This window comes from Bacillus taeanensis (genome assembly GCF_003318295.1).
GTDB classification, from domain to species: domain Bacteria; phylum Bacillota; class Bacilli; order Bacillales; family UBA6769; genus Maribacillus; species Maribacillus taeanensis.
Genome location: NZ_QOCW01000038.1, coordinates 14,884 through 33,378 on the forward strand (window position 1 = coordinate 14,884; position 18,495 = coordinate 33,378).

Sequence of the window (18,495 nt, forward strand, 5' to 3'; positions counted from 1 at the left end):
ACTGCATATCAAATAACTTTCCAATCGACAACAATGCCTGTTAAAAGTAAGATCGAGCTGTTAATCCCAAAAAGAATTTTACCAGGCGGAAGCTTTTTTAAGTATAAATTTAAATGAGCTGCTCTATACTGATAGTGTTTTAGTTTAAAAAATGAGGTGTGAAGCATGAATCATAATCGTGACTATGATCGAGACGGCGACAGGGAAGATATGTTAACTGAACAAGGACTAAAGGAAATTTTGGAACACTCCTATGCGGTGGAAAATGAACTGATGCGGCGGTATACGATGACAGCCGAACAAATTCATGATAATGATGAACTGAAAGAAAGGCTCCGAAATTTCGCTGAAGGAAATGCAAAGCGAACACAGCAGCTCCGTGATGAAATTAATCAAATCCATTAAAAGAACTGACCTGAAAGCTTTTTTACTTTCAGGTCAGTTTTTTATAGGGCTGATGAGAGAAAATAATGATGAAAGAAAATTATAAAACTGTCACTAATCTGAGATAAATTTCATATTCTTTGAAGAGGAAAAGCAGTACAATATGAGTACATTATCATTTATATTTTCTAAAATATTACTTATACTAATTTTAGAGGTGAATTGAAAATAAAAGTTTTGGCATTTTTACTGTTCTTTTTAACAATTCCTTTTATTGCGGATGGTCATGTGAAGTGATTCACAAAGTCTGAACCGGTAAAAGAATCAATCGAAAATATTTTGTCACCATTCTTTATGACGATAGCCTTAATTACAGCGCTCGTTCTTGGCATTTTGCTGCAAATTTTACCGAAATTAATGGAATGGAAGCCTGTTAAAAAATTTGATGACACATTAGATCGTTTAAGAAAGTTTTCACCGCTGCTTTTGCGATACGGAACAGCCGCTGCATTAATTGTACAAGTTCTATCAGGAAGCTTATTAGCGCCTGAAATTCATATTAATACATTTGGCTATATGGTTGGTGCGGCAGTTATTATGCTGCTTCTTATTCCAAATCATTTTGCTCATAAAATCGCTGCTGTTGGACTGATTTTAGTATTCATTGAAGCAACACTTCGCATTGGCACGTTTCATATGCTTGATTACGGCTTTTATGTTGCCATTACATTTACGTTATTTGTGCAAAAAACAAAAATTGAAAATTGGGGCACACCATTTTTATATTTAGGCACAGGTTTATCTCTTTGCTGGGTAGCAGTTGAAAAGTGGGTTTTCCCGGGGTTAAGCATGAATATTATTGCCGCACATGATGTGCCGACATTTGGTTTTTCACCTGAAATGTTTATAAGCATGAGTGCATTTATTGAATTTGTTGTTGGCTATTTGTTAGTTGTTGGGGTTTTAAACCGAATTCTTGCGCTTGTATTAACGGTTATTTTCTTTATGACAACAACTTTGTTTGGCGCTGTAGAGATTGTTGGACACTTCATGGTTCATGTTATTCTCATTATCTTTATTCTTGAAGGGATCAGCTTTTATAAGCCGCCGATTAAAATTCACCAAACGGTACTTGATCAAATCGTGTTCGTATTTTTAAACTTTTTATTTGTACTTGCAGCGATGGTTTTAATTTACTATCGTTTTGCATAAAATGGGCTGTAAAAGGGATTTCAAACTATTGACAGAACTTCTTGAAAAAGATAAAATCTTATTAATTATATAATCGAGAGATTGGCTTTTGATCTTTGCTTCATAAAGGGAACTTTAGCATACTGTTAATAAAAGAAATTATTGATTGTATGAAAAAGTGAACTGAGAGGAAAGGTCAGGAATGGGATAAATCGGTATATTTCTTCTCTAGGAAGCTGGAGAAGAAGTATGCCGATTTTTATTATAGGAAGGAGAGATCGTTTGAAAAAAACAAAAGGTGCTGTGGAAGCAGAAATAAGTAAAGCACTGACCCAATGGGAAAAAGATTTCCTTGGACGCGGTTCAGTTTCTGTAAAAACAGATATTTTACGAGATATGATTGTTATAACATTACGCGGTATTTTAACTCCTGCCGAATATTCGCTTTGTAAAACGAAAGAGGGAGCGTTATCAATTAAACGCAACCGCTCTGATTTAGTGGAATCAGGGAAAGAAGAGCTTAAAAACATTATTTTCATGATAACGGGAGAAGAAGCACAAACCTTTCATACTGATATAAGTACGAAAAGCGGCGAGCGTGTGATGATTTTTAAGCTAGACAGTGATTTAGAAAAAAGTTTTGAACGATAAGGGAGATCTTCAGAAAATCTAATTGGATTCGCTGAAGGTAAACCGGCAATTTTCAGGAAAAATGGTTGAAAAGCCATTTTATATTCTGAAGCTGCCGGTTTTTTTATTGAATTTAAAAGGATAGGGAGGAAGAAAAATGTCTGACATGCTTTCGCAAAATTTGTTGTCACCTGTTGTATTGTTTTTTGTGTTAGGGATACTGGCTGCGTTATTTAAATCAGATTTAAAATTTCCAAGCGGGTTAAGTGAAGGCCTAAGTATTTATCTTTTAATTGCGATTGGCATAAAGGGGGGGATTGAACTTTCTCATTATTCACTTGCCTCTGTCTTTAAACCGATGATAGGCGCTTTATTTTTAGGAACAGTCATCCCACTTCTAACGCTTTTTATTTTGCGGTTTATGAAAATGGATTTAAAAAACGCAATTGGCTTAGCTGCTACTTATGGCTCGATCAGCATTGTGACTTACGGAGCCGCGATTTCTTTTCTTGAAAAGGAGGGAACAGCTTATGAGGGGTTTATGAATGCTCTCGTTGTACTGATGGAAAGTCCAGCAATCTTAGTGTCGTTACTGTTCTTAAAGCTGATTGAAAATAATACTGGAGAATCGAGCCTGTTTTCAAAAAAAGTTGGGATCATTCCTTCCTCAATAGGATTATTTGATAAAGAAGTATTAAGAGAAAGTGTATTTGGGAAAAGTGTCCTACTTCTTGTAGGAAGTTTAGTGATTGGGCTTGCTCTTGGAGAAAGCGCCGTTCCGATGGTCAAACCGCTGTTTATTGATTTATACAGCAGTGTGTTAATTTTATTTTTATTAAATATGGGCTTAACTGCAGGAGCGCGCTTACCGGAAGTGAAAAAGCATGGCGTAAAACTTTTACTGTTTGGTTTGTTGACACCTCTTTTATTCGGAAGCTTAGGTGTTTTAGTAGGTTCTGCTGTTGGTTTATCGATAGGAGGCGCTGCTTTAATGGGAGTTTTAGCTGGAAGTGCTTCCTATATAGCAGCACCGGCCGCATTAAAAACATCTGTACCGGATGCAAATCCATCTATTTATTTAGGGTTATCACTCGGAGTAACGTTTCCGTTTAACTTAATGGCCGGCATTCCGCTTTATTATGAAATTGCGAAATGGGTTTAATATAATAAGAGGAGGAATTTTTATGTTAGTCACATCAATTGAAAAAAAAGCATTAATTATTACAGGATTAAATAAAGAGCTTCATTCCCTGTTTCCTGAACTAACAAATAAAAGCGTGGAGCAATTAATTGTCATTAACAGCTACGGTACAGTGATTTCCGATCCTTACAGCTGTCTGATTCGTAATATTTTACTTGCGGTTTACTGCGAAAATGTAGAAGAGATTTATATTATTGGAGAAAGAAACAGCAAAGAAAACCACCTCAATAAAGAGGAACTGCTTTCTAAAATGCAGGAAGCTGGTATTTCTCAAAAAACAATCGAAACACTTGAATATATGAAGACAGTCGGAAGTGATCTTTTCAGCTGGGCTGCAGGAGATGCAGACATTAAAAAAATTCTTAGCAGAAATACTGAGATGATTAAGCACCATCCACTCCTTCCAAAAACAGTGTCAGTTTATGGCTTTATTGCGAATACAGAAACAGGTGAAGTTGAAGCGATTTGATAAGGAGGAAAAGAAAGAGGGATGAACAAACAAGAAATACTCGATTCGTTTTTTAAAGGGCGGGTTGGCGTATTGGCAACAATGCATCACAAAGAAAAAGTGATTGCACCGATTTTAGAAAAAGAACTTGGTATTGAAGTGATTGTGCCTGAAAACTTTAATACAGATCGCTTTGGAACATTTACAAGAGAAATTGATCGGGCGGGAAATCAACTAGAAGCTGCAAAGCGTAAAGCAGAACATGCTATGTCTGTTACAGGAAAAACATTAGCATTTGCGAGTGAAGGTTCATTTGGTCCCCATCCTCTCTTCTCGTTTGTTCCGTTTAACAGAGAAATAATTGTGTTAGTGGATAAGAAACATCACTTGGAGATTATCGGTGAATCACAGACAACAGATACAAACTATGCGCAAAAAACGATTAAGACGTTTCAGGAAGCTTATGAGTTTTGTAAGGAAGCAGGATTTCCGGAACATGCGGTTATTATAAAAGTGAATGAGTCCACTAAAGATCTGAGCGAAATTGTGAAAGGAATTACAACAAAAGAAAAGTTAAGTGAAGCTGTTAAAAAAATGCTGCAAAAGTCTCAAAATGGAGAGGTTTTCATTGAAACGGACATGCGGGCATTATACAATCCAACGAGAATGAAAAATATTGAAAAAGCGGCACATGATCTTATCGAAAAGATCAATAACGTTTGTCCTAGCTGTTTCGTTCCCGGCTTTGAATTAACGGAGAGAAAACCAGGACTGCTGTGCGGAGGATGCGGATTTCCGACTTCATTAATACGCGCTGACGTTTATATGTGTAAAAAGTGCGGAGAAACGGAAGAAAAACTTTATCCTCAAGGTAAAAAAACAGCAGATCCGTCCCAATGCGGCTTTTGTAATCCTTAACTTGAATTTTTTGAGGGCTAAGAAGGAAAACATTTCTTCTTAGCTATTTTTTTGCAAATAATTTAGAATCTTAACAATAAATTTACAGTTTTCTGTTAAGATAAAAGTAATGTTGTTGGAAAGAGTCAAAGGAGTGTGGAAGTGTTGAAAGAAATTTCGAAAGTATCACCAGAAAAAGCGAGCTTTGATTTTACGAGGCTTCCTAAGTTTCAACAAGCAATTCCAGCGGTACTGCAGTTTATTTTAAATGTATCCTTAATTTTGCTTGCCGTTGTGTTATGTGTGCTGCTTGGAAAAGAGATTTTTAATTTTGTGGAATTCATTATGTTGTCTGAAGTAAAAGAATTTCAATATTTTCTTGAGAAAATTCTTGTGTTTTTTCTTTATTTTGAGTTTATTACGATGATTGTTAAGTACTTCCGTGAGAATTACCATTTTCCTCTTAGATATTTCCTCTACATCGGAATTACCGCGATGATCCGCTTAATTATCGTTGATCACCATGACCCAATGAACACGCTGCTGTACGCGTTTGTTATTTTAACATTGATTTTAAGCTATTATATTATTAATAAAACACCGAGAGAGCGACCTTAATAGGTTAGTAGTAATATCATTACTTTTATCCAACTTCAGCGCGGGTTCGTCAGCTTAAGAACTCGCGCTGTTTTTTGTTTACAGGTTATGAATAATAAATTTTTGTTTTAAATCGTAATAATTACGGTTTATAAATCATAATCATTACGATATAATAAAAACGTTCATAAAAATGATGAAGTAAAAATGTCATGTAATCAGTCTTTATGTTATTAAAAGATTCTTTCAATTGTATTTTTATATCCATACATATAATAGATTAGAGAATAAAAATGATAGAGAAATGAGGGTGGGTATGTTGCGCTGGTTTCGGTCTTATTTGATAGATTTTACAGGCTTAGCCATTATCGCGATTGTGGTTTATTTTATTTCTTTTGGAGGATGGGTGAAAGGACACGGTACGATGTTTCAGCTGCCAAATTCTTTCCTACAGTTAAATACGATTTTTTTAAGTATTTTAATTGAAGCAATTCCGTTTGTGTTAATCGGGGTACTTATTGCAGGATTTATCCAAATCTTTATTACAGAGGAACAGATTAGGAAATGGATTCCTAAAAATCGCTTTCTAGCGGTAACGATGAGCTGTGTTGTAGGAGCCTTTTTTCCGGCTTGTGAATGCGGCATTGTTCCGATTGTCCGTCGATTAGTTTCAAAAGGTGTTCCCATCTATGCAGGTGTTGGCTTTCTTTTAACAGGACCGTTAATTAATCCAATTGTAATCTTCTCAACATACATGGCATTTGGAAATGATAGTGAGATGGCGCTAAAACGAATGATTGTTGGGTTTGCGGCAGCTGTGATGATTGCCTTAATTGTAAGCTTTTTCTATCAAAAAAGTCAGCTGAAAGAAAAACAGACGCTGCAGGTGGTGTCTGGATTACCTGTCAAAAAGGAATCTTTTTTGCGTCGTTTAGACAGCATGCTTAAGCATTCGATTGATGAATTTTTTGATGTTGGAAAATATTTAATTTTAGGCGCGTTTTTTGCGGCATTTGTTCAAACATATGTCTCATCGCAAACCTTACTGCAAATTGGCGAAGGTGTTATCGGATCTACGCTTGTGATGATGGGGCTAGCCTTCCTTTTATCGCTATGTTCTGAGGCGGATGCGTTTATTGCGGCTTCCTTTCGCAATGTGTTTCCAACATCCTCAGTTCTTGCCTTTTTAATTTATGGTCCAATGATTGACCTGAAAAATACGTTTATGCTGTTAAGTGTGTTTAAGGTGAAATTTGTCTTAAATTTAATTGTATTCATTACAGTAATCGTCTTTATTTGTACGACCTTTTTAGAGTGGTTTTAAAAGAGGAGGGTGATAGGAAAGATGAAATTACAGCCCAAACAAGTTTTTCGTGCGGTAATTTTGTTTGCATTTTTTAGTTTTATCGTCAAAATTCATGTAACAGGGGAAATGACGAAATATATTAATCCGAAATATGAGATACTCAGTCAAACAGCGGCCGTTTTGTTTCTTTTTCTATTTTTTGTGCAGCTTTTTCGCATTTGGCCCAAAAAACATATTCATGATGAACATTGTGACCATGGGTGTGATCATAACCATGGTGAGTCGTCATCTTCTTTAAAGAAAATGTTATCTTATGCAATCTTACTTTTTCCGTTAGTGACAGGGTTTTTTCTGCCTGTAAAAACGTTAGATGCTTCGATTGCCGCTAAAAAGGGAGTGATACTGTCTAGTGCTCCATCTGATTCTAAAGAAGATAATGGAAATGAAGATAGTGTCGATATAGGAAACCCTTCAGAAAATAAGGTTGATGAGCAGGGTGGTTTAAATCAAGAAGAAATCCTTATTGATGATCAAACACCGCTGCCAAATTTAAATCAGATGATGGAAAACGAATATCAGTCAAAAATGAATGAGTTGAAGCAAACGAAAGTCATTCACATGGCAGATGATGTGTTTGAACCTTATTATGAAGCAATTAGTATGGAACCTGAACAATATAAGGGACGAACTGTAAAACTCAATGGATTTGTTTACAAAGAAGAAGGATTTCAAGAGAATCAACTCGTGATTTCGCGATTTTTAATTACGCATTGTGTGGCAGATGCAAGTATTATCGGATTTTTAACAGAGTTTGATCAGGCTCAGCATGTAAAAGAAAATACGTGGGTTGAGATAGAAGGAATGATTGATATAACAACTTATAACGGTTCCAAGCTGCCGAAGGTAAAAGCCGCTTCATGGAAAGAAATTTCGGAGCCGGATGAGCCTTATGTGTATCCTGTATTTACACAATTGAAGTAACAAAAGCAACCGTTCTAGTGTACGTATGTTTCTTTTAGTAAGAGGTCAGTCAGATACAGTTTAAAAAAGTAAATAAATAGAGCATTACTACAAATATTATAGTAAGACGAGCGCTAAAAAGGAGAAATAATAGTTATGAAAAAGAATTCCCTTACGATTCAAGAAAACCTTATCGGTGTTTGGAACTTAGTTAGTTACAAAGTGTCGAATGATAGTGGATATGTTACATATCCAATGGGAGAAGATGCATCTGGTATTGCTATATACACTGCTGAAGGGTATGTGTCAGTACAAATAATGAGGTTAGGTCGTCCTGCTTATGGATCCGGCGATCTTCACAAAGGCCCGCAAAATGCTTTGGCGGCAGCCGCAAGAGGTTATCTTGCCTACTCAGGATCTTATCGTGTGAATGAGGAAGAAAATATGGTGGAACATCATATGTCAGTTAGTCTAAATCCTAACTGGCTTGGAGATACTCAGCCCCGTTATGTTAAGTTTGAAGGAGATATTCTTACGATTAATAGTCAGCCAGTGTTTATACTAGGTGAAGAACAAAATACACAATTGGTATGGAGAAAAATTAGCGATTAATTTATTTAGAATGTTCAAACTTGTACAGGTGTATAGGTTCTAAAAAAACAATGGTCATTAGTTGAATCAACATCGAAATGAAACTTTCCTCTTTTGAAATCGTATGTATTATAAATTGAACAAATTAAACAATTAGGGCAGTAAAAAACTGTTAGAAAGCTTGTATTGATTTCTTAAATGGCAGTTGGCAGGATCTTTTAGAAGAAAATTCTTAAAAAATAAGCATCTACCTCAATAAAAGAGGAAGATGCTTTTTAAAATAGGGGGAATATGTTAACAGTTTTGCCAGTTTAGTAGATTTATATACATTTATTTTAAAAGAAATTTAATGTTGTGCTTCTTAGCTAACATTCCTATTTTTACTTGTTTTAGCGTTTACTTTCCCAGTTTCTTCATTTAATCTTTCTTTCATTTGTTCGAATGTATGTTGAACACTTTCAGGTGGTTTATTTGTGATAAGGCTAACAATGATAACGGCTAATAAACTAAGGAAGAACCCCGGAATCATTTCATAAATGAAGTTTTTTAACATAGGAACATTCACCCAAATTAAAACAACTGCAGCGCCAGTTATCATGCCAGCTAATGCGCCCCATTTGGTCATCTGTTTCCAGAATAGACTTAACAATATTGCCGGACCAAATGCTGCACCAAACCCAGCCCATGCATACCCAACAAGTCCTAAGATTGTGTCATTTGGATTGTACGCTAAGAAAGCTGAAAGAAGAGCGACACCGAAAACGGAAAGACGACCAATTGTCACAAGTTCTTTGTCTGATGCAGATCTTCGAAAGAAAGCTTTATAAAAATCTTCCGTAAGGGCACTTGATGTAACAAGCAGCTGTGAAGAAATCGTACTCATGATGGCGGCCAAAATAGCAGATAGTAAAAATCCACCAATAAACGGGTGGAATAAAACTTCTGAAAACTTAATAAAAATCGTTTCGGGATTAGCTAAAGCAGTATTCGTTTGAGAGACAAAGGCAATTCCAATAAGACCAACAAGCATGGCACCAATAATTGAAAAGATCATCCAGCCCATTGCAATACGCCGTGCTGGTTTTAGCTCTTTAACAGAATTAATTGCCATAAAACGGACAATAATGTGGGGTTGTCCAAAATAACCAAGTCCCCATGCCAATAAAGAAATGGTCCCTATAATGGTTGTTCCTTTAAATAAATCTAATAAGGTTGGATTAATGCTTCTAATTTCAGCAAATGTTGGCCCAATTCCGCCTAAGTCTGTAAATGCAACAAGAGGAACGAGAATAAGTGCCAAAAATATAATGATCCCTTGTACAAAATCAGTTAAACTTACAGCAAGAAAGCCTCCGAATAATGTATAAGAAACAACAACTCCAGCTGTTACAAGTAAACCTAGTTTATAGTCTAATCCAAACGCCGATTTAAATAAGGTCCCGCCTGATACCATTCCGGCAGAAGTGTAAAGGGTAAAAAATACAAGGATAACAACTGCAGAAACAAAACGAAGCATCTTTGATCGATCTTCAAAGCGATTTTCAAAAAAGTCAGGGATGGTAATGGAATCGTTTGCTACCTCTGTATAAACACGGAGTCTTGGTGCAAGAATTAGAAAGTTTAAATAGGCTCCAATAGTTAAGCCTATGGCAAGCCATGCGCTGGCAAATCCTGTTGTGTACATTGCTCCTGGTAAGCCCATTAGCATCCAGCCGCTCATGTCAGAAGCACCAGCCGATAAGGCTGTAACAGCTGGTCCAAGTCCGCGGTCTCCCAACATATATCCTGAAATATCATCTGTTGATTTTTTATAGGCATACAATCCAATCAGAAGCATTCCGATAAAGTAAATACCAATTGATATAAGCTCATATAGCTGCATAGAACGTCCCCCTTTTTTTACCTGCATTTTGCACTTTTTCCTTCCGACTGCTTTCTTATAAGGGATAAAGTGGCACAAAAGTAAAGAATAATGATTAGATAAAGAATTTAAAGTGTCATTGAGATAGGTGCAGTGAATTTTAATTACATTCTCCTTTCTTTGTAATCGCTTTCTTTTTTGTTGGGCTATAAAACAATTTAGTTATTTTAAAATGCAAAAATGATGCCAAGATTAAAGATGCGTAAATTCACGTTTTTTAATAATATTTTGTATACAAAAGTGTCATTACTGTTTAAATAATAGACAAAATGATTAACAAGAAAGACATGCTGTACGAGAGAAAGGCATGTCTTGTGATCATTTAATTATTGATCTAACTGAGATTTTTTATTTTATTGTACAAGGTAGCTCGTGAAAGGCATGGATGCATTGAAAAGTCTCCTCTCGTAGAACACGTACTTATTCAATGTTACTTAGTGTCATTTTCTCATTTATAGATTAAAGAATTGCAAGGTGTTACTTTTCTAATCCATGATGCTTGTGCGAATATCTTTAATTCCGTACTTTTTCATTTTTTTATAAAGATTAGCTCGTGACATGCCTAACTCCTTTGCAGTAATGCTTTTGTTTCCATATGTTTTTTGAAGGGTTTGAAGGATGCGTTCCTTTTCAAGCTTTTCCTTTTCATCAGTAAAAGAAAGACTAGGTATATCAACAGGCTGTGATACGGTTTTCGTTTGCGGCAAAAATTTTGAAATGTCTAATTCGGAAATTTCACTGCCTTCGTGAAGGACAACGAGCCTTTCAATTAGGTTTCGCAATTCGCGTATATTGCCTGGCCAACGATAGTCAAATAATCGTTTGATCGCTTCTTTATAAATGATCGGAGCCGGCTTGTTGTACTTGAAAGCAAGATCTTCTAAGAAATCATCGACTAAATAGGGGATATCATCCAGCCGCTTCCGAAGAGGAGGAACATGAATAGCGAATACGTTTAGACGATAAAACAAATCGGACCGAAACGTCCCCTCTGCTATCATATCTTCTAAATTACGATTCGTGGCAGCGACAATTCTTACATTGACCTTTTTAGGTGTTTGTCCGCCTATACGGTAAATTTCTTTTTCTTGTAAAGCCCTCAATAGTTTGACTTGCGCATCAAGTGGAAGTTCTCCTACCTCATCTAAAAATAAAGTGCCGCCTTCAGCTAATTCCAGTTTCCCTGGTTTTCCTCCCTTTGAGGCTCCAGTATAAGCTCCCGCTTCATAACCAAACAGCTCGCTTTCAAACAAAGCGTTAGGAATAGCCCCACAGTTAATAGGGATAAATGGTTTATCATGTCGTAAGCTCTCCTCATGGATGGCTTGCGCAAAAAGTTCTTTCCCAACGCCGCTTTCCCCGACAATCAGAACAGTTGCATCTGTCTTTGAAACTTTTTTTAAGTCATGAATGATATCATGAATCGTCGAATTTTCCCCTTTTATTTTACTGAATGGATCATCGGCATGATTTTGAGTCATTTGTTGTTTTAGCTGCTGCAGCTCTTCAGAGGTTGACGATAACTTTTCGTTTAATTTAATAGTGGAGGTAATATCCTTTTCCACTGAAATAGAGCCGATTAGCTCATTGCTTTGATTATAGATTGGTGTTGTGCTTATTAATACATGTTTGTCAAGTCTTGGTTGGTGATAGAGATCTCGGACTGGCTGTTGAGTTTCAAGAACCTTCAAACTCATAATATTCTCCTGCTGAAAAAATTCCCGAATATTTCTTCCGACAATTTCTTCTTTTTTGATATGAAATGTTTCCTCGGCAGTTTCATTCCAATAAATAATCTCTCCCGCTGTATTTACGATAGAAATGGCTTCATCTAAAGAGGATAACAAGGCCTGAATGGCAAAAGAATCAAACCGTTCCATAAAATCACCTCACAAACATAATGATCGAACTATAAAACTAGTGTCTTTAAAAAAAACACTAGTAAACAATTTTGTTGACAAGATCATACAACTTTTTCGAAATATTGTAAACAAAATTTACTGCATGTTAGTAAAAGTGCGAATTATCAAAATTGGCATGCTGCTTGCAAGTAATAGAATAGTGAAGGCGCCTCAAAGAAATAAATGATCTTGGGGCGGCAAATGTATAAACAACATTCACTATTTTTGAAAGGGAGAGATGAACATGGTTACAGAATACAAGAATGCGATTACAGGATACAAACATGAGCCATTTACAGATTTTACAATTGAGGAAAACAAACACTTGTTTGAAGAAGCATTAACGTTCGTTAATTCACAATTAGGAAAACCTTATCCTCTAGTCATAGGAGGCGAACGTATTACAACAGATGAAAACACCGTTTCTATTAACCCAGCCAACAGAAAAGAAGTCATTGGAACAGTATCTAAAGCTAATAAAGAGCTGGCTGAACAAGCGATGCAAACGGCCCTTTCAACGTTCAATACGTGGAAAAAGCATGATCCGGAAGAGCGCGCAAATATTTTATTCCGTGCGGCAGATATCATCCGTCGTCGTAAACATGAATTTTCAGGCTACCTCGTTAAAGAAGCTGGGAAGCCGTGGAAGGAAGCTGATGCAGACACAGCAGAAGCAATTGACTTCCTTGTGTACTATGCACGTCAAATGATGAAATTAAAAGACGGTTCTCCGGTGGAAAGCCGTGAGGGAGAAATGAATAAGTTTAATTACATTCCACTAGGTGTAGGGGTCATTATTTCCCCATTCAACTTTCCATTAGCGATTATGGCAGGGACGGTTGCTGCAGCTGTTGTAACAGGAAATACGGTTCTTCTTAAACCTTCTGATCATACACCGGTAGTTGCAGCAAAGTTTGTTGAAGTGATGGAAGAAGCAGGTCTTCCTCATGGTGTGATTAACTATATTCCTGGAAGCGGCGAGGAGATAGGCGATTATCTTGTCGATCATCCGAAAACTCGCTTTATCTCCTTTACAGGTTCTCGTGAAGTGGGCTGTCGAATTTATGAGCGAGCGGCAAAAGTGCAGTCAGGTCAAATTTGGTTAAAGCGTGTGATTGCTGAAATGGGCGGAAAAGATACAGTAGTCGTAGATAAGGATGCAGATGTAGAGTTAGCGGCTTCTTCAATTGTTTACTCTGCCTTTGGATTTTCAGGTCAAAAATGTTCGGCTGGTTCTCGGGCAGTGGTACATGAAGATATTTATAATGAGGTGCTTGAAAAAGCAGTAGTATTAACGAAGGCGTTAGCGATGGGTAACCCTGAAGACGTAAATACCTACATGGGTCCGGTTATCGGGCAAGCTTCCTACAATAAGATTATGAAATATATCGGCATTGGTAAGGAGGAAGGCAGGTTGATGACAGGTGGAGAAGGGGATGACTCCAAAGGGTATTTCATTCAACCAACTATCATTGCTGATGTGGATGAAAAAGCACGCCTTATGCAGGAAGAAATATTTGGTCCTGTTGTTGCCTTCTGTAAGGCACGTGATTTTGACCACATGATGGAAATTGCTAATAATACTGAATACGGCTTAACTGGTGCCTTACTTTCTAACACCGCTGAACATATTGAACGCGCAGAAGAAGAGTTCCATGTCGGTAATCTTTATTTCAACCGAGGATGTACAGGAGCAATTGTTGGCTACCATCCGTTTGGAGGGTTCAACATGTCAGGAACAGACTCGAAAGCAGGAGGTCCTGATTACCTCATTATGCACATGCAGGCAAAAACAACTAGTACAACAATTTAAATAAGAATTGGGCGGCTTTTCAAAAGCTGCCCAATACTAAATCTTCTAATTAAAATGATAGAACCTGGGGGGGATAAATGATGTTAGATGTCGTTTCGAAAAAGGTTTTTCTCTATGCTGCCCAAAACAAAGCATTAAACAAAGCTGCGAAGAAATGGGGCCTTAAATTTGGAGCCTCGCAAGTTGTTGCCGGGGATACGATTGAAAGTGCTATTAAGAAAGTACATGAATTAAATGAAAAAGGATTGAGCTGTACACTTGATCATTTAGGAGAATTCGTTTCAAGCAAACAGGAGGCCATTGAGGCAACAGAGTATAACGTAAAAACGCTGGAGTCAATTGCTGAATATGAAGTGAATAGTAATTTGTCTGTTAAAATGACCCAGCTTGGTTTAGATATTGACCGGGATTTTTGCTTCGAAAATATGTGTCGAATTCTTGAGACAGCGAAAAGAACGAATAACTTTGTAAGAATTGATATGGAAGATCACGCACGCTGCCAAATGACGCTGGATATCCTAAGGGAACTACGTGAAACTTATGATAATGTGGGCACAGTGATTCAATCTTATTTATATCGAGCTGAACAGGACGTAAGAAGTTTAAATGGGATTTCTCTTCGTTTAGTGAAGGGGGCTTATAAAGAATCTTCGGCAGTAGCCTATCAAGTGAAACAAGATGTAGATGAAAATTATATGAACATTATTAAGCTGCATTTATTGAGCGGCAGCTATACGGCGGTTGCATCTCATGATCACAATATCATTGCCAAAGTAAAAGAATTTGTGAAAGAACATCATATACCGCGTGATCAATTTGAATTTCAAATGCTGTATGGATTTAGAACAGACATGCAGCAAAGTTTGGTTCAAGAAGGGTATAAAATGCGTGTTTATATTCCTTTCGGTAATGATTGGTACGGTTATTTTATGCGTCGGTTAGCAGAAAGACCCCAAAATGTCTCTTTTGCTCTTAGGGGATTGTTTTCTAAGTGATTTATCGGCCTATATAATAGAAGATGAATTTTAACGGGAAATCAATCCTTTTACTCGTTTAGAAAAAAAAATGGATGAAAATTTCTCGTAAAGACACTGCAATGTCACCTTAAAATGAATTGTAGATTCATTACTATTTTATTTTCATTAAAATTACATGTAAACGCTTTCATATAAGTATCTTCCACCCGTTTATTAAATCTATTTTCAAGATTTTAATAGGTTTTGGATATTAAAAACACCAAACTTATGTAAATAAGAAATAAGATTAACAAATACAGCAAGCTTATAAACATAGATAGAGAATTATGTGGTGCATTTTGTTCCTAAATTTGATCATCTTACTCATCCGTTACCATTATTAATTTAAAAAATAGGCTGCCTTTTTAATAAAATCATGAAAGCTGTTGGCTAGACCTGATGTTTTAAGAAGGAAACAAAAGAGTAAAGATTTAGCGGCCTTTTTAAAAATAAATCATCTAAAAAATATCGTTCTGTAAGTTGAGTAAGGTGTTCATTTTTGAAAAAACTCCTAACATAAGAGGTGAAAGAAATGAAAGCAACAATTCCTGTTAATAGTGAGCCCGTTCAAAAGCAAAGCGAGATGTTAGGTTTATTAAGCTCAACTCAGTCTATCGTAAAAGAAGCGGTTCAAAGATTAGGATATAAGGATGATATGTATGAGCTATTAAAAGAACCGCTTCGAATTATTAAAGTACGTATCCCGGTTCGAATGGATGACGGTTCCATGAAAATTTTTACGGGTTATCGCTCTCAGCACAATGATGCAGTTGGACCGACAAAAGGGGGAGTGCGTTTTCACCCTGAAGTAGATGAAGAGGAAGTTAAAGCATTGTCAATGTGGATGAGTTTAAAATGCGGTATTTTCGATCTTCCGTACGGGGGCGGCAAAGGTGGAATTGTCTGCGATCCGCGCCACATGTCCTTTCATGAGTTAGAGCGTTTAAGTCGAGGGTATGTGCGTGCCATTAGTCAAATCGTTGGGCCAACAAAAGATATTCCGGCTCCTGATGTATTTACAAATCCACAAATTATGGCATGGATGATGGATGAGTACAGCCGTATCCAAGAATTTGATTCACCGGGATTTATTACTGGAAAGCCGCTTGTGCTTGGAGGTTCACAGGGACGGGAAACAGCAACAGCGAGAGGGGTCACCATTTGTATCGAAGAGGCAGCAAAACGAAAAGGAATTCGATTACACGAGGCACGTGTGATTATCCAAGGATTTGGGAATGCGGGAAGTTACATTTCAAAATTTATGAAAGATGCAGGAGCAAAAGTCGTTGGTATTTCTGATGCATATGGTGCCCTTTATGAGCCGGAAGGACTGGATATTGACTATTTGCTTGATCGACGTGATAGCTTTGGTACAGTAACAAATTTATTTACAAATACGATTACCAATCAGGAATTACTCGGAAAAGAATGTGAAATTCTTGTTCCAGCTGCCATTTCTAATCAAATTACACGTGAAAATGCAGAGCATATTCAAGCTGAAATTGTTGTCGAAGCTGCGAATGGACCAACAACGCTTGAAGCCACAACCATTTTAGCTGCACGTAACGTGCTGCTTGTACCAGATGTGCTTGCTAGTTCTGGCGGTGTTACTGTTTCGTATTTTGAATGGGTCCAAAATAATCAAGGTTACTATTGGACTGAGGAAGAAGTCGCTCAAAAACTACGCAGTAAAATAGTTGAGTCTTTTGATAATGTTTTTTCTACAGCACAAAGACATCAAATAGATATGCGCTTGGCTGCATATATGGTTGGAATAAGACGGATGGCAGAAGCTTCCCGTTTTCGTGGTTGGGTATAAGTGTTTTAATATTTAAATTACATTTCTATTTTTGAAAGAGAGGTTTAAAAGTTGAAGGATGTTATAGAAGCAGTATATAGTCCTTGTTACGGAAAAGTTGAAAAAATATTTGTGAATAAGGATTCTTATGTGTATGAATGGGAGAAGTTAATGCTCATTCATACACTAGATAATCACAAAGTAGAAATCAAAGCCGGCGTAAGCGGTCATGTTGTTTCATTAGAAGTAATGGAAAATCAAAATGTACTTAATGAAACTGTGTTAATAAAGTTAAAAGATGATTTGTTAATTACAGGAAGTGAATGAGCAAAAGGTTTAACAGGAAAGATGTTTTTTAAGGAGCATATAGTGTAATTGTAAGAAATGGCTGAACGCATGTTTAATCATGCGTTTTTTATTTTGAGAACAATTCTTCTTCTTTAAGGCCTTATGGTCACCTTGTTAGAGTGTAGGACATCCTTTTTATTTATTAATAAAAAAATTGGTCAAGAAGTTTTAAAGATGAATTATTTGGTAGGCGCCGGCTTGTCTTTAGTGTGACATCCCTCACTTCTTCAATTAACGGCTAACGGTAGACTAGGGATAGAAGCCTAGAAGGAGTGGTTCGATATGTTTAATCGAGATTATAACGAAAATCCGTTTATTGTCATATGGGAAGTAACGCGGGCATGTCAGTTAAACTGTTTGCACTGCCGGGCGGAGGCGCAGTATCGCCGCGATCCGAGGGAGCTTTCATTCCAAGAAGGAAAGAAATTAATTGATCAAATTTATGAAATGGATAACCCGGTGTTTGTGTTTACAGGCGGCGATCCATTAATGAGGGAAGATCTTTATGAGTTAGCGGAGTATGCCGTTAAAAAAGGGATTCGTGTATCGATGACACCAAGTGCGACACCGCTTGTGACAAAAGAAGCAATTAAAAAAGCAAAAGAGATCGGCTTGTCACGCTGGGCGTTCAGTCTTGACGGTCCTAATGCTAAAATTCATGATCATTTTCGCGGTACGAGCGGTTCATTCGAATTAACAATGAATGCGATTCGCTATTTAAATGAACTTGAAATTCCGATTCAAATTAATACAACGGTTTCCAATTACAATGTTAATCAGTTAGAAGAAATGGCAAAGCTCGTTGAACAATTAGGTACTGTATTGTGGAGTGTGTTTTTCCTCATTCCAACAGGGCGCGGAAAAGAGTCTGATATGATTTCACCCCTTCAGCATGAAGTGGTGCTGCACTGGCTTTATGAATTAAATAAAACGTCACGATTTGATATTAAAACAACAGAAGCCCATCACTACCGCCGCGTTTTGCTGCAGCGAAGCAAGCAGGAAAAAGAGAAGGGAATTCTATTAAAAGCGCAGGAAGGCAATCGATTAGGAAGAGCGCCGATGGGCATTCGTGATGGGAGCGGTTTTTTATTTATCTCCCATATTGGTGATGTCTATCCGAGCGGCTTTTTACCGATTAAATGTGGAAATGTCCGGGAAACCCCGCTTGCCGACATTTACCGCAATCATTCGGTATTTAAAGAGCTTCGTAATGCTGACTTATTTAAAGGAAAGTGCGGTGTTTGTGAATACAGAAACATTTGCGGCGGCTCCCGTGCCCGCGCCTATGCGATGACAGGCGATTATTTAGAAAGTGAGCCTGCATGTACGTATATTCCAAAAGGGTATAAGGAGAAATCAGTTCTATGAATACTCCCGCCACTTAATTTTCTAGCGAAAATTTGAAGTGGGGGTTTCTAACGTATCGAACATTTCTGAACGCTTAACGTTAGTGGAGTTGACACATTGGCGGTCTAAATACGCCCAACTCC

Annotated in this window: 17 protein-coding genes; 15 read left to right on the forward strand and 2 right to left on the reverse strand. The window is 37.1% G+C overall.

Annotated elements, in window-relative coordinates; translation table 11 throughout:
* The first annotated feature begins 165 nt into the window (after positions 1 to 165).
* From DS031_RS22345 to DS031_RS22390, 10 genes are all read left to right on the forward strand, one after another.
* Positions 166 to 405: a hypothetical protein gene (locus DS031_RS22345; protein WP_113808383.1), complete on the forward strand. Its 240-nt coding sequence runs from the start codon at positions 166 to 168 to the stop codon at positions 403 to 405.
* 333 nt (positions 406 to 738) lie between these two features.
* Positions 739 to 1,596 (forward strand): DoxX family membrane protein, encoded by an 858-nt coding sequence (locus tag DS031_RS22350; RefSeq protein WP_113808384.1) that lies wholly within the window; start codon positions 739 to 741, stop codon positions 1,594 to 1,596.
* Positions 1,597 to 1,857: 261 nt separating this feature from the next.
* Positions 1,858 to 2,226: a Na-translocating system protein MpsC family protein gene (locus DS031_RS22355; protein WP_113808385.1), complete on the forward strand. Its 369-nt coding sequence runs from the start codon at positions 1,858 to 1,860 to the stop codon at positions 2,224 to 2,226.
* A 136-nt stretch (positions 2,227 to 2,362) separates the two neighbouring features.
* A complete protein-coding gene (locus tag DS031_RS22360; protein ID WP_113808386.1) occupies positions 2,363 to 3,367 on the forward strand; it encodes a sodium-dependent bicarbonate transport family permease in 1,005 nt (334 codons plus the stop codon).
* Between the two features lie 22 nt (positions 3,368 to 3,389).
* Positions 3,390 to 3,875: a carbonic anhydrase gene (locus tag DS031_RS22365; RefSeq protein ID WP_113808387.1), complete on the forward strand. Its 486-nt coding sequence runs from the start codon at positions 3,390 to 3,392 to the stop codon at positions 3,873 to 3,875.
* A gap of 21 nt (positions 3,876 to 3,896) precedes the next feature.
* Entirely contained in the window at positions 3,897 to 4,772 is an 876-nt protein-coding gene (locus DS031_RS22370) for a DUF6671 family protein (protein WP_113808388.1), read from the forward strand.
* Positions 4,773 to 4,913: 141 nt separating this feature from the next.
* Positions 4,914 to 5,369 (forward strand): phosphate-starvation-inducible protein PsiE, encoded by a 456-nt coding sequence (psiE, locus tag DS031_RS22375; RefSeq protein WP_281269155.1) that lies wholly within the window; start codon positions 4,914 to 4,916, stop codon positions 5,367 to 5,369.
* 295 nt (positions 5,370 to 5,664) lie between these two features.
* The gene (locus DS031_RS22380; protein WP_113808389.1) at positions 5,665 to 6,672 is read left to right on the forward strand and encodes a permease; all 1,008 of its coding nucleotides are present in this window, start codon (positions 5,665 to 5,667) and stop codon (positions 6,670 to 6,672) included.
* Positions 6,673 to 6,693: 21 nt separating this feature from the next.
* Positions 6,694 to 7,635 (forward strand): TIGR03943 family putative permease subunit, encoded by a 942-nt coding sequence (locus tag DS031_RS22385; RefSeq protein WP_113808390.1) that lies wholly within the window; start codon positions 6,694 to 6,696, stop codon positions 7,633 to 7,635.
* 135 nt (positions 7,636 to 7,770) lie between these two features.
* Positions 7,771 to 8,226 (forward strand): lipocalin-like domain-containing protein, encoded by a 456-nt coding sequence (locus DS031_RS22390; protein ID WP_113808391.1) that lies wholly within the window; start codon positions 7,771 to 7,773, stop codon positions 8,224 to 8,226.
* Between the two features lie 340 nt (positions 8,227 to 8,566).
* Here the strand turns inward: DS031_RS22390 and putP are convergent, their stop codons facing one another.
* On the reverse strand, positions 8,567 to 10,087 hold the full coding sequence (putP, locus tag DS031_RS22395; RefSeq protein WP_113808392.1) for a sodium/proline symporter PutP: 1,521 nt from the start codon (positions 10,085 to 10,087) through the stop codon (positions 8,567 to 8,569).
* Between the two features lie 524 nt (positions 10,088 to 10,611).
* Positions 10,612 to 12,006: a sigma-54 interaction domain-containing protein gene (locus DS031_RS22400; RefSeq protein WP_113808393.1), complete on the reverse strand. Its 1,395-nt coding sequence runs from the start codon at positions 12,004 to 12,006 to the stop codon at positions 10,612 to 10,614.
* 265 nt (positions 12,007 to 12,271) lie between these two features.
* Between DS031_RS22400 and pruA the strand changes: the two genes are divergently transcribed.
* The 5 genes from pruA (at position 12,272) to DS031_RS22430 (ending at position 18,373) form a co-directional block, all read left to right on the forward strand.
* Positions 12,272 to 13,840, forward strand: coding sequence for an L-glutamate gamma-semialdehyde dehydrogenase (pruA, locus tag DS031_RS22410; RefSeq protein ID WP_113808395.1), 1,569 nt, complete (start codon positions 12,272 to 12,274; stop codon positions 13,838 to 13,840).
* 80 nt (positions 13,841 to 13,920) lie between these two features.
* A complete protein-coding gene (locus DS031_RS22415; RefSeq protein ID WP_113808396.1) occupies positions 13,921 to 14,835 on the forward strand; it encodes a proline dehydrogenase family protein in 915 nt (304 codons plus the stop codon).
* Between the two features lie 553 nt (positions 14,836 to 15,388).
* A complete protein-coding gene (locus DS031_RS22420; RefSeq protein WP_113808397.1) occupies positions 15,389 to 16,675 on the forward strand; it encodes a Glu/Leu/Phe/Val family dehydrogenase in 1,287 nt (428 codons plus the stop codon).
* Between the two features lie 51 nt (positions 16,676 to 16,726).
* Positions 16,727 to 16,981, forward strand: coding sequence for a biotin/lipoyl attachment domain-containing protein (locus tag DS031_RS22425; RefSeq protein WP_113808398.1), 255 nt, complete (start codon positions 16,727 to 16,729; stop codon positions 16,979 to 16,981).
* A 303-nt stretch (positions 16,982 to 17,284) separates the two neighbouring features.
* A complete protein-coding gene (locus tag DS031_RS22430; protein WP_113808399.1) occupies positions 17,285 to 18,373 on the forward strand; it encodes a TIGR04053 family radical SAM/SPASM domain-containing protein in 1,089 nt (362 codons plus the stop codon).
* Positions 18,374 to 18,495 lie beyond the last annotated feature (122 nt).

Bases quoted from the DNA above. Each gene is read 5' to 3' on its own strand.
- DS031_RS22345 (WP_113808383.1), top strand. From the start codon at position 166: ATGAATCATAATCGTGACTATGATCGAGACGGCGACAGGGAAGATATG.
- DS031_RS22350 (WP_113808384.1), top strand. From the start codon at position 739: ATGACGATAGCCTTAATTACAGCGCTCGTTCTTGGCATTTTGCTGCAA.
- DS031_RS22360 (WP_113808386.1), top strand. From the start codon at position 2,363: ATGTCTGACATGCTTTCGCAAAATTTGTTGTCACCTGTTGTATTGTTT.
- DS031_RS22365 (WP_113808387.1), top strand. From the start codon at position 3,390: ATGTTAGTCACATCAATTGAAAAAAAAGCATTAATTATTACAGGATTA.
- DS031_RS22370 (WP_113808388.1), top strand. From the start codon at position 3,897: ATGAACAAACAAGAAATACTCGATTCGTTTTTTAAAGGGCGGGTTGGC.
- DS031_RS22380 (WP_113808389.1), top strand. From the start codon at position 5,665: ATGTTGCGCTGGTTTCGGTCTTATTTGATAGATTTTACAGGCTTAGCC.
- DS031_RS22385 (WP_113808390.1), top strand. From the start codon at position 6,694: ATGAAATTACAGCCCAAACAAGTTTTTCGTGCGGTAATTTTGTTTGCA.
- DS031_RS22390 (WP_113808391.1), top strand. From the start codon at position 7,771: ATGAAAAAGAATTCCCTTACGATTCAAGAAAACCTTATCGGTGTTTGG.
- putP (WP_113808392.1), bottom strand. From the start codon at position 10,087: ATGCAGCTATATGAGCTTATATCAATTGGTATTTACTTTATCGGAATG.
- DS031_RS22400 (WP_113808393.1), bottom strand. From the start codon at position 12,006: ATGGAACGGTTTGATTCTTTTGCCATTCAGGCCTTGTTATCCTCTTTA.
- pruA (WP_113808395.1), top strand. From the start codon at position 12,272: ATGGTTACAGAATACAAGAATGCGATTACAGGATACAAACATGAGCCA.
- DS031_RS22415 (WP_113808396.1), top strand. From the start codon at position 13,921: ATGTTAGATGTCGTTTCGAAAAAGGTTTTTCTCTATGCTGCCCAAAAC.
- DS031_RS22420 (WP_113808397.1), top strand. From the start codon at position 15,389: ATGAAAGCAACAATTCCTGTTAATAGTGAGCCCGTTCAAAAGCAAAGC.
- DS031_RS22430 (WP_113808399.1), top strand. From the start codon at position 17,285: ATGTTTAATCGAGATTATAACGAAAATCCGTTTATTGTCATATGGGAA.